This window comes from Pseudomonas sp. Con_6, assembly GCF_059379395.1.
Genome location: NZ_CM182011.1, coordinates 2171115 through 2185105 on the forward strand (window position 1 = coordinate 2171115; position 13991 = coordinate 2185105).

Annotated in this window: 13 protein-coding genes and 1 tRNA gene; 6 read left to right on the top strand and 8 right to left on the bottom strand. The window is 63.6% G+C overall.

The features are described from left to right. Positions 1 to 197 precede the first annotated feature (197 nt). Positions 198 to 1796 carry a malate dehydrogenase (quinone) gene (mqo, locus tag AC5QPF_RS09765; protein ID WP_494963015.1) on the top strand — a complete coding sequence of 533 codons (1599 nt, stop codon included), beginning with the start codon at positions 198 to 200 and terminating at the stop codon, positions 1794 to 1796. A 94-nt stretch (positions 1797 to 1890) separates the two neighbouring features. Here mqo and AC5QPF_RS09770 read toward each other — a convergent pair whose 3' ends face one another. The 3 genes from AC5QPF_RS09770 to AC5QPF_RS09780 all read right to left on the bottom strand — a co-directional run bounded on the left by AC5QPF_RS09770 (position 1891) and on the right by AC5QPF_RS09780 (position 2767). Next, complete coding sequence (locus AC5QPF_RS09770) at positions 1891 to 2253, bottom strand: glycine zipper domain-containing protein (RefSeq protein ID WP_494963016.1); 363 nt, start codon at positions 2251 to 2253, stop codon at positions 1891 to 1893. Positions 2254 to 2390: 137 nt separating this feature from the next. Then, positions 2391 to 2467, bottom strand: a tRNA-Pro gene (locus AC5QPF_RS09775). A 78-nt stretch (positions 2468 to 2545) separates the two neighbouring features. Beyond that, a complete protein-coding gene (locus AC5QPF_RS09780) occupies positions 2546 to 2767 on the bottom strand; it encodes a YgdI/YgdR family lipoprotein (protein ID WP_330074608.1) in 222 nt (73 codons plus the stop codon). A 196-nt stretch (positions 2768 to 2963) separates the two neighbouring features. On the opposite strand from AC5QPF_RS09780, the gene moaB reads away from it, so the two are divergent. Together moaB and AC5QPF_RS09790 are read left to right on the top strand one after the other, a co-directional pair. Next, complete coding sequence (gene moaB, locus AC5QPF_RS09785; RefSeq protein ID WP_494963017.1) at positions 2964 to 3503, top strand: molybdenum cofactor biosynthesis protein B; 540 nt, start codon at positions 2964 to 2966, stop codon at positions 3501 to 3503. Next, the gene (locus tag AC5QPF_RS09790) at positions 3496 to 4713 is read left to right on the top strand and encodes a molybdenum cofactor synthesis domain-containing protein (RefSeq protein ID WP_494963018.1); all 1218 of its coding nucleotides are present in this window, start codon (positions 3496 to 3498) and stop codon (positions 4711 to 4713) included. The genes moaB and AC5QPF_RS09790 overlap by 8 nt, the downstream gene beginning before the upstream one ends. Before the next feature lie 93 nt (positions 4714 to 4806). On the opposite strand, the gene AC5QPF_RS09795 is transcribed toward AC5QPF_RS09790, so the two are convergent. After that, positions 4807 to 6045 (bottom strand): glycosyltransferase, encoded by a 1239-nt coding sequence (locus AC5QPF_RS09795; protein WP_494963019.1) that lies wholly within the window; start codon positions 6043 to 6045, stop codon positions 4807 to 4809. A gap of 318 nt (positions 6046 to 6363) precedes the next feature. Here AC5QPF_RS09795 and yegS point away from each other — a divergent pair, with 318 nt between their 5' ends. Then, a complete protein-coding gene (gene yegS / locus AC5QPF_RS09800; protein ID WP_494963020.1) occupies positions 6364 to 7263 on the top strand; it encodes a lipid kinase YegS in 900 nt (299 codons plus the stop codon). On the opposite strand, the gene AC5QPF_RS09805 is transcribed toward yegS, so the two are convergent. From AC5QPF_RS09805 to AC5QPF_RS09815, 3 genes are all read right to left on the bottom strand, one after another. Next, entirely contained in the window at positions 7247 to 7900 is a 654-nt protein-coding gene (locus tag AC5QPF_RS09805) for a response regulator (protein ID WP_494963021.1), read from the bottom strand. The two genes, yegS and AC5QPF_RS09805, sit on opposite strands and share 17 nt — an antisense overlap. Beyond that, entirely contained in the window at positions 7897 to 8787 is an 891-nt protein-coding gene (locus AC5QPF_RS09810; RefSeq protein WP_494964151.1) for a histidine kinase, read from the bottom strand. Before AC5QPF_RS09810 ends, AC5QPF_RS09805 begins: the two co-directional genes overlap by 4 nt. Before the next feature lie 521 nt (positions 8788 to 9308). After that, positions 9309 to 9716: a histidine kinase gene (locus tag AC5QPF_RS09815; protein WP_494963022.1), complete on the bottom strand. Its 408-nt coding sequence runs from the start codon at positions 9714 to 9716 to the stop codon at positions 9309 to 9311. A 401-nt stretch (positions 9717 to 10117) separates the two neighbouring features. Between AC5QPF_RS09815 and AC5QPF_RS09820 the strand changes: the two genes are divergently transcribed. Together AC5QPF_RS09820 and AC5QPF_RS09825 are read left to right on the top strand one after the other, a co-directional pair. Further along, a complete protein-coding gene (locus AC5QPF_RS09820) occupies positions 10118 to 11053 on the top strand; it encodes a chemotaxis protein CheW (protein WP_494963023.1) in 936 nt (311 codons plus the stop codon). 76 nt (positions 11054 to 11129) lie between these two features. Next, positions 11130 to 11933: an MOSC N-terminal beta barrel domain-containing protein gene (locus tag AC5QPF_RS09825; RefSeq protein ID WP_494963024.1), complete on the top strand. Its 804-nt coding sequence runs from the start codon at positions 11130 to 11132 to the stop codon at positions 11931 to 11933. Positions 11934 to 11998: 65 nt separating this feature from the next. Here AC5QPF_RS09825 and AC5QPF_RS09830 read toward each other — a convergent pair whose 3' ends face one another. After that, a complete protein-coding gene (locus tag AC5QPF_RS09830; protein WP_494963025.1) occupies positions 11999 to 13924 on the bottom strand; it encodes a transglycosylase SLT domain-containing protein in 1926 nt (641 codons plus the stop codon). Positions 13925 to 13991: the final 67 nt, after the last annotated feature.

The window sequence follows — 13991 nt, forward strand, 5'->3', positions numbered from 1 at the left end:
CGCGCGGGCCAAGCCCCGCGTTAAAGACCATGGGCTGCCATGGCAGCCACGGCAGAAAGACCGCTCCCCCGCATTCGAAGATACCCCAGCCACCGCCAGCCACCGGTTCGGCACATGAGTGGGCACAACGACAAGACCAGGGCGTGCACCCGGGCGCGGCGGTCAGGCCAATACCTTCACTTCAATTGGATTGAATCATGAAAAAAATCCTTTTGGCGCTCCTGTGCCTGAGCGTCATTGGTTGCTCCAAGCCCAGTGAACCGGAAAAGACCGTCGACGTCCTGCTGATTGGCGGCGGCATCATGAGTGCCAGCCTCGGTACCTACCTGCACGAACTCGAACCGAACTGGTCGATCGGCATCTATGAGCGCATGGACCAGGTTGCCGAAGAAAGCTCCAACGCCTGGAACAACGCCGGTACCGGCCACTCGGCATTCTGCGAGCTTAACTACACCAGCGAAGCCGCCGACGGCTCCATGGACATCAGCAAAGCCGTGGGCATCAACGAGCAGTTCGAGATCTCCAAGCAGTTCTGGTCCTACCAGGTCGAGCAGAAGGTCCTGAACAACCCGTCGTCGTTCATCAACAACGTGCCGCACATGAGCTTCGTCTGGGGTGACAAGAACGTCGAGTTCCTGCGCAAGCGCCACGCTGCCTTGCAGCACAGCTCGCTGTTCCGTGGCATGGAGTACTCCGAGGACCACGCGCAGATTGCCCAGTGGGTACCGATCGTGATGGAAGGCCGCGCCGCCGACCAGAAGATCGCCGCGACCCGCATGAGCATCGGCACCGATGTCAACTTCGGTGAGATCACCCGCCAACTGGTGGGCTCGCTGACCAAGAGCGACAAGGTCAGCCTGAACCTGCGCCACGAAGTCCGTGACATCAAGCGCAATGCCGACAACACCTGGACCGTGGTGGTCGCCGACCTGGGCAACAAGGGCGTCGAAACCAGCGTCAAGGCCAGGTTCGTGTTCATCGGTGCCGGTGGTGGCGCGTTGAAGCTGCTGCAGAAGTCGGGTATCCCGGAAGCCGAAGGCTATGCCGGGTTCCCGGTGGGTGGCCAGTTCCTGATGACCGACAACCAGGACATCGTTTCCCGGCACAAGGCCAAGCTGTACGGCAAGGCTTCGGTCGGTGCACCGCCGATGTCGGTTCCGCACCTTGATACCCGTATCATCGACGGCCGCGAAGTGCTGCTGTTTGGTCCGTTCGCAACCTTCTCCACCAAATTCCTGAAGAATGGTTCGCTGCTGGACATGTTCGCGGCGTTGAACAGTCACAACATCATGCCGATGACCCATGCCGGCATCGACAACATCGACCTCAGCACCTACCTGATGGGCCAGTTGATGCTCAGCTTCGACGACCGTATGGCCGCGCTGCGCGAGTACTTCCCGAACGCGAAGAACGAAGACTGGAAACTGCTGCAGGCTGGCCAGCGCGTGCAGATCATCAAGAAGGATCCGGTACACGGCGGCATCCTGCAGTTCGGTACCGAGGTGGTCGCGTCCCAGGACGGCACCATCGCCGCGCTGCTGGGCGCTTCGCCAGGCGCTTCGACTGCCGCGCCGATCATGTTGAGCGTGCTGGAGAAGACCTTCAAGGATCGCATCAAGACCCCTGAGTGGCAGGCCAAACTCAAGGAAATCGTGCCGACCTACGGTCAGAAGCTGAACAACGATCTTGAGCTGACCAACAAGACCCGCGAGTGGACCAGCTCGCGTCTGGGCCTGACCTTCGTTCCGGTGCTGCCGGAAGAGCAGGCTGTGGCTGAACCGGTGGCTGCTCAGTAAGGCGATGCTCGGGCAAGGATCTTCCTTGCCCTTCAGGGCCCTATCGCGGGTTCACCCGCGATAGGGCCCGATCAGTCAGTGCAAGGCTGACTGATCAATGCTTCTTCTTGCCCAGGTGATTGCCCAGCGCCCCACCTGCCGCGCCACCGACACCCGCGCCGATCGCCGCGCCGGTACTGCCACCCAGCTTGTCGCCCAGCAGCGAGCCACCCGCCGCACCCAGGCCGCCGCCCAGCGCTGCCTTGGTCTTGTTGCCTTTCTTCGCCGTCACGGCGCCACCTGCCGCGCCGCCAACGCCGGCACCGATGGCCGCGCCGGTCTTGCCGCCGAGCTGCTGGCCAACCACATTACCCAGGGCACCGCCCAGGCCGCCGCCGAGTGCCGCGGTGCCGTCGCCGGCAACGGCGCCTTGTGCGAACAGCAGACCCAGGGTGACGGCGACAATAGTCTTGCGCATGTGAAACGACCTCTAGAAAAGAACGTGCCTTCAGGCACGCGAAACGGCATCGCCCGTCATACGGACCATGCCAGGGAAGGAACAGGGGAGCGAATACGACAAAGCCCGCGAAACGCGGGCTTTGTCGATGAGCGATTTGGTCGGAGAGACAGGATTCGAACCTGCGGCCTTCTCGTCCCGAACGAGACGCGCTACCTGGCTGCGCTACACTCCGATGAAGAAAATTCTACTCAAAAATTTCACTTCGACAAGCCCCCGATTCGGCCTGACCGGGGGCTTTTTCAGAGAAGTCTTACAGCTCTTTGACGGTGCGGATCTGGTCCTTGTTGACGCGGGTGCGCTTGCCGTCCAGTTGCTGGAATTCGTAGAAGCCGGAATCGTCATCGTATTTCGGGGTATCCACGGCCTGGATTTCGCGCCCGTCGTTGAGAGTGATCACGGTTGGCGTCGAGCAGCCAGCCAGGGCAGCGAGACCGGCGGCGAGGAAGAAAGCGGGAAGGGTCCGTTGAATCATGGGGTAAATCTCCAGTTAAGTGAGGCCGTATAACGTGTTGAGACGCAAACTGTTACCGCAAGTTCCTTGCGAGGTTGAGCCTAGTGCCTGTTTGCCATATTGACTCGGCTCAATGCCTCTCCGGGTTCGCCGCGCGGGGCAGCGGTTCCCTGTGATATAACACCGGGCATTCCCTTCGTTCAACGGACCCCATGCCATGAAAGCCAAGGCAGATGCGCCTTTCGTGCCGCTCAATATCGCCGTGCTCACGGTCAGTGACACCCGCACCCTGGAAACCGATACCTCCGGCCAGGTCTTCGTCGACCGCCTCAGCGAAGCCGGCCACAACCTCGCCGCACGGGTGTTGCTCAAGGACGACCTGTACAAGATCCGCGCCCAGGTCGCGACCTGGATCGCCGAGGACGTGGTCCAGGTAGTGCTGATCACCGGCGGCACCGGTTTCACCGGGCGCGACAGCACCCCGGAAGCGGTAGCCTGCCTGCTGGACAAGCAAGTGGACGGGTTCGGCGAGCTGTTCCGGCAGATCTCCATTGCCGATATTGGCACTTCCACCGTGCAGTCCCGCGCCCTGGCCGGCCTGGCCAACGGTACCCTGGTGGTTTGCCTGCCGGGTTCTACCAACGCGGTGCGCACCGGCTGGGACGGTATCCTTGGCGAGCAGTTGGACAACCGTCACCGCCCGTGCAACTTCGTCCCGCACCTGAAGCAGGCCGCGCCCTGCGAAAGCCGTGGCTGAGGCGTCGGCGGCCAAGCCGCTGCTGCCGGTCGAGGCGGCGCTGGAGCGCCTGCTGGCGCTGGCCGAGGCGGCGCCGATCAGCGAATTCGAAGAGGTCACCCTGGCCGATGCCGACGGCCGCGTGCTCGCTCGTGACCTGCATGCCACCCTTGACCTGCCGCCGTGGCCGAACAGCGCCATGGACGGATACGCCCTGCGCGTCGCCGACTGGACAGGGGAGCCGCTGGTGGTCAGCCAGCGCATTTTCGCCGGCCAGTCTCCCGAACCCCTGCAGCCGGGTACTTGCGCGCGGATCTTTACTGGTGCGCCTGTGCCGGCGGGGGCCGATTGCGTCGAGATGCAGGAAAACGCCGAGGTGCTGGACGACCAGCGCGTGCGCTTCACCGAGGCGCTGCAGGTCGACCAGAACATCCGCCCGCAAGGCCAGGAAACCCGGGCCGGCGAGCTGGTATTGGTCGCGGGTACCCGACTCGGCCCGATTGAGCTAGGACTTGCCGCGACCCTGGGCTACGCCAGGGTCCAGGTGGTACGTCGGGTGCGGGTAGCCGTGTTGTCCACCGGCGATGAACTGGTGGAGCCGGGCCTGCCCCTGGGGCCGGGCCAGATCTACAACAGCAACCGCCGACTGCTGTGCAGCTGGTTGCAACGCCTGGGCTGCGAGGTGGTGGACGCCGGGATCCTCCCGGACGACCTGGAGCTGACTCGGCAGAGCCTGGGGCGCCTGGGTGATGTCGACCTGATCCTGTCCACCGGCGGCGTGTCCGTGGGCGAGGCGGACTACCTCGGCATCGCCCTGCGTGAACAGGGCGAGCTGGCCTTGTGGAAGCTGGCGATCAAGCCAGGCAAGCCGCTGACCGTGGGTGAGTACAACGGCGTGCCGGTGATCGGCCTGCCGGGCAATCCGGCCTCGACTTTGGTGACCTTTGGGTTGCTGACCCGGCCATACCTGTTGCGCCGTCAGGGTGTGCAGGAGGTCAAGCCGCCGCAGTTCGCCGTACCGGCCGGCTTCGACTGGCCGAAGGCGGGCAACCGCCGCGAATACCTGCGGGCGCGAATGGAGCAGGGCAGGGCGCTGATCTACCGCAACCAGAGTTCCGGGGTACTGCGCAGCGCGGCCTGGGCGCAAGGGTTGGTCGAGGTGCTGGAGGGAAGTACGCCGATGCAGGGGGATATCGTGCAGTTCATTCCCCTGAGCGAGTTGCTCGGCTAGTCATCGCGGGCAACGCCCGCTCCCACAATGGTTGCATGCACCGCAGACCCTGTGGGAGCGGGCGTTGCCCGCGATGAGGCCCTGACGGGCAACTCAGGAAAATGGCATCATCCCGCCCGCCAGATCTCCTATCATCAAGGGCTGGCTGGCCAACCGTTGATGCACCCCCTCCAACTGCGCCGCCGCCACGCTCCAGTCATGCCGCTCGCGCACGAACGTCCGTCCGGCCACCGCCAGCTGCTGCATACGCTGCGGCTGACTCAAAAGTCGGGTAATGGTCAACGCCAGATCATCCGCCCCATCCCCACCCAGATAATGCTCGCCATGCCGCACCTGCAAGCCTGAAACCCCTTGCTGCGTGGTCACCACCGGCAACCCGGCCGCCATCGCTTCGAGCAGCTTCACCTTGCACCCACCGCCATGACGCAACGGCGCGAAGAACAGCGCCGACAGCCGTTGCAACTCGCGCAAGTCCGGCAGGTAGCCCACCCATTCCACCCGCGGATCGTTCCAGTGCAGCTTCCAGTGCGCCGGCAAGCCATGCCCGACGATGGCCAGGCGCACCGCCGGGTTGTGCTGCCAGACCTGCGGCAGGATTTCCTCCAGCGCCCAGGCGAGCGCTTCCTGGTTGGCCCGGTACTCGAAATTGGCGACGAACAGCAGGCGCTGGCTGCGCGGGGCGAAGTCGATGTGCGCGTAGTGGTCGCAGTCCACCCCGTTGACCACCACCTGGGTAGGCCGCCCGGTGAGTTGGCTGATCTCCTCGGCGTCGCAGGGGCTGACTGCCACCACCTCGCTGGCTTGCTTCAGCACCCGGGTTTCCCAGCGCCGGTAGCGCCAGCCGTCGAAGCTGTTGAACGGTCGCAACCACAACGGCAGGCGGTCCTGGCAGGCAGCACCCCGGGACCATTCGACGCGATGTTCGCTGACGATAAAGGGGCGGCCGCTGGCCTGCAGCGCCTGTTCGAAGGGCTGGAAGCTATAGCTGTGCTCGATCTGGATCACGTCCCACTGCTCCTGGAGCAGGTTCTCGAAGTGATGGCGCAGGTGTGGCGCCAGGCCGTTGATGCAGGTCCGCATCGGATAGCCGGCGGACACTGCCGCGAGCATGTTCAGCGGGCTGTGCACGGCGCGCCGCGGTAGCACGATCAGGCGCTCCACCAGCGGTGCCAGGGCCTGTCGCGCGGCGTCGCAAAGGGGAACCTTGGACTGGGTCAGCAGGGTGATTCGATGACCCCGCTGCGCCATGCCGCGCAACAGGTGGAACTGACGGGTCTTGCTGCCACTGGTGGTGGGCCAGGGGAGATAGGGCAGTGTCCAGAGTACGCGCATGACACTTCCTCGCTTGCCGTGGGGCGTTGGTGGTGGAAAAACAAGGCGTCCTGGCTGGCGCCCGGGCGCAGTCGTACCGGTCGATGCAGCGGACGCGAGCGTCCTTCCCTCCCCAGGGTCATGTCGCAAGCTTGTCAAGAAGTTGACTTCGATGTTTTCCTGCTCTGGTTTTGCCAATTATTTGTCGAAGCATGGCCGGGCTTGGGCGATCTTTCCATGTCATTCGTAAGATTGCCCAACTTTACTTGCGAGGTATGCAGCAACTCCCTATCGGCTGTGGTCGAGATGGGGAATCGAAAATTCGCGAGGGGAGTCACGATGGGCGAACGCAAAGCGCTGCTGATCCTGCATGGCAAGCAGGCGATGAACGAAGAGGTGCGCAACGCTGTGCAAGGTCTGCGCGAGTGCGGTTGGCAACTGGATGTTCGCCTGACCTGGGAGGGCGGCGATGCCGAGCGTCTGGTGCAGGAGGCGCTGGCGGCCGGTTATCCACAGCTGATCGCCGGTGGCGGTGACGGCACCCTGCGCGACGTGGTGCATGCCATGGCTGCTGCCGAGACTGATGCCAGCCTGGTCCTGCTGCCGCTGGGCACTGCCAATGACTTCGCCCGCGCTGCGGATATCCCTCTGGAGCCGGCGGCGGCCCTGGCCTTGCTGGAGAGCGAGGCGTGTCCGGTCGATCTGGGTGAGGTGGATGGCCAGGTGTTTCTCAACATGGGGACCGGCGGCTTCGGCAGCCAGGTCACCGCGCAGACCTCGGAAGACCTGAAGAAGGTGCTGGGTGCCGCCGCCTACCTGTTTACCGGGTTGTCCCGCTTCAGTGAGCTCAGCGCGGCATCGGTCAGCTTGCGGGGGCCGGATTTCCAGTGGGAGGGCGAGTTGCTGGCCCTGGGCATCGGCAATGGTCGCCAGGCCGGCGGCGGGCATGTGCTGTGCCCGGAGGCGGTGGTCGACGACGGGCTGCTGGACATCAGCATCCTGCCGGCGCCGCAGGAGGTAGTCGGCACCCTGCGCGACCTGCTCGCCGGTGGCCTTGGCCTGGACAGCATGTTTATCCGCGCGCGTCTGCCATGGGTGGAGATCAAGGGGTCGCAGGGCCTGGACATCAACCTCGATGGCGAGCCGCTGCAAGGTGACAGCCTGCGTTTTCGCGTGTTGCCCGGGGCACTGCGCCTGCACCTGCCGGCACAGTCGCCGCTGCTCAGTCGTCGAGGCTGATGATCTGCTCGCGCACGGCGAACAGCACCAGGCCGGCCACGTCGTAGATCTGCAGGCGCTTCATGATCTGCGAGCGGTGGGTTTCCACGGTCTTGACGCTGAGGCCGAGGCCATTGGCGATCTCGCGGGTGGACTTGCCGCGCACGATCAGGCGCAGGATCTCCAGCTGGCGCGCAGTGAGGTTGTACTTTTCCACAGGCTCCGGCTTGTGCCCGCGCAGCAGCGCCTGGTTGATCACCGCGTGGGCGATCGCCGGACTCAGGTAGCGCTCGTCGTTGCGCAGCGCGGCCAGGGCCTGCTCCAGCTCGGTGGCGGTGGTGTCCTTGAGCAGGTAGCCGTGGGCGCCGCTTTCCAGGGCCTGCATGATCAGTTGCGGGTCAGTGTGCATCGACAGGATCAGCACCTTGCAGCGGCTGCCCTCGGCTTGCAACTGGCTCAGTGCCTCGAGCCCGCCCATGGAGCGCATCGACAGGTCGAGCAGGACGATGTCCGGGTCCAGGTCGTTGACCAACTGGACCAGCTGGCTGCCATCGCAGGCCTCGCCCACCACGTTGTAGCCGGGAATATCGGAAACCAGAGCGCGAACACCGGCGCGGATCAGGGAGTGGTCGTCAACCAGCAGCAATTTACAGGTCATGAAGTCTTACTTGAGTTGGCGCGCTCGCGCGTGCGGGGTGGCCAGGGGAAGAGCGCATCGATCCGCGTGCCCTTGCCGGGTTCGCTGTGGACCGTGAGGCTGCCGTTGAGCAGGTGCGCACGCTCGGCCATGCCGGCCATGCCGCACTGGCCTTCCTCGCCAGGTTTGGGGGAGGGCAGGAAGCCTTGGCCGTCGTCGCTGATCGACAGCGCCAGGCCCTCGGGCTGGCGCTGGAAACGCACGATCAGGTTGTGCGCCCGGGCGTGGCGCAGGACGTTGGTCACCGCTTCCTGCGTGATACGGAAGGCGGCCATGGCCATGTCTTCCGGGATACCTTCCAGGCGGCTCTTGCACTCCAGGCTCCAGCGCACCTCGGTATTTTCCAGGGTGCGCAGCAGATGCGCGCGCAGGCTGGCCTCCAGGCCCAGGCTGTGGAGCTGGCGCGGAGCAAGGCTGGTGGCGAGGTTGCGCACGTTGGACAGGGTGTCGTCGAGGGTGCTGCGCAAGGTGGTGCATTGTTCCTGCAGGGTTTCCGGCAGGCGCCGTTGCAGCCACTCCGCCTGAAGCTTGGCAGCGGTCAGCAACTGGCCGATGTCGTCGTGCAGTTCGCGGCTGAGGCGCTGGCGCTCGCCTTCCTGGACCTTGAGCAGGCGATCTGCCAGCTCTTGTGGTGTCATCAGGATGTTGTCCTTGCGCCGCCGCGCCAACCATAGCAGGCCGAGCAGGGTCAGTCCCTGCAACAGCACCACGATTACGGGCAGGGGACGGGCACCCAGGTAGCAGACCAGCCCCGCTGCCAGCGACGCCAGGCATGAGAGCAGCGTGACCCGATGCAGCAGGGCCATGCCGCGCGGGCAGCGCGTGAAAGTCTTGAGGCTTGAATACACAGGAAATGAAGCCACTGAAAGATCACTTTTCAAAGCCGGTCCGGGGTTGATTGAAAGGCTTTTACGGACGGCCTTCAACAACTTTTATCATCATGTTGCAACGTGCGGCCAGGCACTTTTTCAGTGCGCTGAAAGCGCCATGTTCCAGCATTGGCAACAGTCGGCAATCGGCTCGGGCGGCGCATGGTATCACTTCAGGCCCAATTGGTCGTCGGGTCTGTCGGTGGGCTGCTGAGTCAGGTTTTATGGGGTGGTACGGACGTTCCGACTGGTGCGGATTCTAGCACTTTGCCACTAGTGTTGGCGAACTCGAACTTTCATTGAAAAGGCGCATGTACTGTTTCCGTATTGGTGGAGTTGTGTGGAAAGAGGCTGCTTAGTTGCCGCTTAGTGTGTCCTGGAAAACACTGCGATATGTATGCCAGATATGTATTCCGGTAGGGCTTAGTTGGACTTTGGTTGTATACGATCGCTTGCCCGAGCCCTGTGCCAGAGGGCCTGGCCGGACTGTGCGAGTGCATTCAGACCGGCTGGCTGCAGCGCTGCGTGGCTGCCTGCAAGGCTGTATCCAGGCTGTCGAGCAGTTCCTGTTGCTCTGCGACGTCCAGGTTCAGCGTGCCGTCGCAGGGGTCAACCAACTCTATTTGCCAGGCCAGCAAGCACAGGCAGGCTTCGATGATGCCGAGGGCGGGGCCATGGAGGCGGTTGCGACGTTCGACAGGGTCGAGCAGAGCGCACAACTGCGCGCAGAAATCAGCGACTTGCGCCAGTTCCTGATCCCGCGCCTTGTCCCTAAGGGTGCCGAGGGTACGGATCAGGCAATCACTGGCATCGGCATCCTCGCCGATCAATTGAAAATGTTGCAGGCACTCCTGTGCCCGGTTCAACAACGACTGGGCATCACCCAGAAAATCCTGTAGGGCGCTCATATCCGGCGAATCGTTCAGCATCGGGCCGCTCCCAGCGAAGACGCGCGCAAAGCGCGGACGCTAGCGGACGAACGGTCAGGAACGGAGGCTGGCCACAGCTTGGTAATTGCGAACACAGGCCTGACTCCATTCATGCATTGAGAATGGCGTCACATTAATGGCTAACGGATATCACGAATATCAGGTCCAACCCGATTGTTGATAAGGGTTTCCCTGATGGGTTTTTCGGGTGACACCCCGTTGCGGGGTAGGGTGAGGAAAGGTGATGAGTCCAGTAAAGCATGATGCTAAAGTGACATCAATGCCCCGAACAGCTTTTTCTTGCAGGGGTCAAGCTGTGCCATACGTGGCCGATATAAGGCCAATGCTTTTTACCTTTTGCAACAAGCCTGGGGGATTCAATGGCTGGCATTCTCGACACGGTAGACCAAAGAACGCAGCTGGTGGGCGAAAACCGCCTGGAAATCCTCATGTTCCGCCTGGCAGGTCGCCAGTTGTTCGCGATCAACGTTTTCAAGGTGCAGGAGGTCCTGCAACTGCCTAAGCTGACCCTGATGCCACAACGCCACAGCTTCGTCTGCGGCGTGGTCAACCTGCGTGGGCAGACCCTGCCGGTGATCGACCTGTCCCAGGCGATCGGCATGCGTCCGCTGGAACCGGGGCCGAACAGTACCATCATCGTCACCGAGTACAACCGTTCGGTGCAGGCGTTCCTGGTGGGCGGCGTCGACCGCATCGTCAACATGAACTGGGAAGCCATCATGCCGCCGCCAACCAGCGCTGGCCGCCAGCACTACCTGACCGCCATCAGCAAGGTCGATGAACAGTTGGTTGAGATCATCGATGTTGAGAAGGTGCTGGCGGAAATCGTTCCCTACAACGCGAAAGTTTCCCGCGACAAGCTTGAGGACCCGATCCTGCGCCGTGCCCAGGGCCGCGAAGTGCTGCTGGTGGACGATTCCACCGTGGCCTTGGCGCAACTGCGCGAGACCCTGTCGCAACTGGGGGTCAAGCTGCACGTGGCCAGCGACGGCCTGAAGGCGCTGCGCATGCTCAAGGGCTGGGCGGATTCCGGGGTGGATGTCTGCGAGAAGCTGCTGATGGTCTTCACCGACGCCGAGATGCCGGAGATGGATGGCTATCGCCTGACCACCGAGATTCGTAGCGATGCCCGCCTGCGCGGTCTTTACGTGGTGTTGCACACCTCGCTGTCGGGTAGTTTCAACGAGTCGATGGTGAAGAAGGTTGGCTGCGACAACTTCCTCTCCAAGTTCCAGCCAGACCGCTTGGTGGACGTGGTGCGCCAGCGTCTGGAACTGGACGAAGCCACCGCCTGACATGGGGCCCGTTGACCCGGCAGCGTTTGCCGGGCAACGGGTGTAAGCTGCTCTCTTTTGCCAGGGAGCCTGTCGTATGCGTCTGAGTGCGCTTTATCGTTACCCGCTCAAGTCGGCGCAGGGCGAAGCCTTGCAACGCTCGCCGTCGGGCCTCCTGGGGCTGGAGGGTGACCGCCGCTGGATGCTGGTGGATGCCGGCAACAACCGCTTTCTCACCCAGCGTGCCTTCCCGCAGATGAGCCAGCTTTCGGCGTTGTATGCCGAGGATGGTGGCCTGTCGCTCAATGCTCCCGGCCTGCCGGCTTTCCATGCCCCCGTTCCCGACCCTGATGATGCGCTGCGCGGCGTGACCATCTGGCGCGACACCCTGCGTGTGCCGGACGCCGGCGATGCCGCGGCGCAGTGGCTGAGCAGCTTCATGGGCCGTGAGGTGCGCTTGGTGCATGTGCCGCAGGCGCGGACCCGCTACTTGCCCTCGGGTTATGGCGAAAACAGCGACCGGGTGGCGTTTGCCGATGGCTTCCCGCTGCTGCTGATCGGCCAGGCGTCGCTGGATGACCTGGCGCAGAAGGTCGGACGGCCGATGGAGATGATGCGTTTTCGGCCCAACCTGGTGATCGAAGGTGCCGAGGCGTTCGCCGAGGATGGCTGGAAGCGTGTCCGCATAGGCCAGCAGACCTTCCGCGTGGTCAAGCCATGTGGGCGTTGTATCCTCACGACTATCGATCCGGCCACCGGCGAGCGCAGCCCGGACCGCGAGCCGTTCGCGACGCTGATGAACTATCGGCAGAAGGAAGGGGAGGCGATGTTCGGACAGAACCTGGTGGCGGATGGGGAGAGTGTGCTGGAGGTGGGGATGCCTGTGGAGGTGCTGGAGTAAACACCCAGCAGAAACGACGCGGCCCCTGTGGGAGCGGGTCCGCGTCGTGCTTTGGAGCTTTTTGGTTACTGATCGTCGAAATACCGCTCATGCCAATCCACCAGCGGTTGCGGTGAATTTAGCTTCTGCCCGTAGATCACCGCATACGACAGCACGTTCTGTACATATTGGCGGGTTTCGTCGAACGGGATCGATTCGACCCAGACATCGAAACTCAGGTGGTCCGCCCCGCGCAGCCACTGCCGCACTCGCCCGGGACCTGCGTTGTACGCCGCCGAGGCCAGCACCCGGTTACCGTTGAACTGCCCGTGTACCTGGCTCAGGTAAGCAGCGCCGAGCTGGATGTTCTTGTCCGGATCCAGCACTTGGCTCGGCGAGGCCAGCGGGATGCTGAACTTGCGTGCGGTTTCCTTGGCTGTCCCAGGCATCAGTTGCATCAGTCCGCTGGCACCGACGCTGGAGCGGGCATCGTCCATGAAGGCGCTTTCCTGGCGGGTAATGGCGAACACCCAGCTCGAATGCAGGCCACGCACCTTGGCTTCGCGCACCAGGGTATCGCGGTGAGCCATCGGGAAGCGGATGTCCAGGTCATCCCAGTACTGCGCCTGGCTGATGGTGCGGATGGCCGGGAAATACCAGCGCAGGTCGTAGGCGATGCGTGCCTGGGCGACCATCTCGTCGCGATTGAAGTGACGGCTGACGTGGTACCACTCGCGGCGGCCGTCGACGATCTGCCCGCGGGCATGGAACTCCAGGGCGCGGCGCACGCCAGGCGTATTGCGCACCTTGTTCATCAGTTGCTGGCTGATCACGAGCGGCTTGTTGTTCAACTGGTACGGGGTCTGTGCACGGTCGGCGGCGAGGAATCCGTAGAAATCGCGTTCGCGGGCGACGGTCTTGTACAGCAGCGGGATCTGCGGGTTCTGCGGTTGCGCCAGCTCCAGGCTGCGGGCCTGCCAGTAGCGCCAGCGGTTGGTGGTGGCGAGGTCCTGGGGCAGGCGCTTGCTCAGCTCATATGCCTCTTCCCAGCGACCCAGGCGCAGGAGCAGGCGCATGCGCCATTCGCTGACCGTGTTGTCGCGCAGTTGCGGGTCGTAGCGGGTCATCAGGTCCAGTGCCCGCGGGTCGTACCGACGGGCCAGGGTCAGGCCGATCTCGCGGGCGATAGCGACCTTCTCGTCGACCGAGAAGTGCATGCGGTTGGCGTAGTCATCGAGCAGGGCCATGGCCCGGTCCGGGTCCTGGCGCGCCAGGCGGCGCAGGCCGAGGCTGACCACGTCCGACATGGCCTCGTTGACCGGGGTGAAGCGCGAGGGCTGGTTGAGCAACTCAGGTTTTTGTGCAACGTCTACCAGCAGGCGGCCTTCGTTGCCGAGGGTCGGCAGCGTCTTCACCAGGCTGCTGGCCAGCGCGTAGTTACGTGCCTGGGCCGCCAGCTTGGTGCGCAGCCAGCGCTTCTGTTCCGTCAGTTGGCCTTCCGCGGCCCATCGGTCGAACAGTGCATCACAGGCCGCCGGTTGCGACTTGCCCACCGACCACAGCTTGTCGGCGGTGGCATAACCTTCGGCGCGCAGGTTGTGGCTCAACTGGTACTGGCCATTGAGGCAGTCCAGCTCAGTGAAATTCAGCTTGGGATCGTAGTATTTGACGAAGGGCTGCCAGTCGCCGCGCTCGGCCAGCCAGCGTAACCAGCGCAGCTTCATCCAGTTGGCCTGGGGCAGGTCGCCGTTCTTGGCCAGGAAGGCTTCGATCTCGGCGTTGCTCGCGGTCTTCAGGCGCGCGGTCAGCTCGTCGTAGGCGAGGTAGGGCTCCAGCGGGTAGTCCTGCAAGGCTGTGGCGTAGCGCTGGTACGGGCCCTTGTCGCCCTTGGCCAGGGCGCGCTTGGCTTCGTCGTACATCTGGCGTTGTTGGGCGAGATCGGCGGCCTGCGCGATACCGGCCACGGAGGCCGAGAGCAGCAGGCAGGAAACGAGGTTGAGCAGGCGGCGCATGAGACTTCCAGACAGTTGACCAAAACGAGTGGCGGCGTCGCCAGCACTGTGGGTTCACGAACCTAAG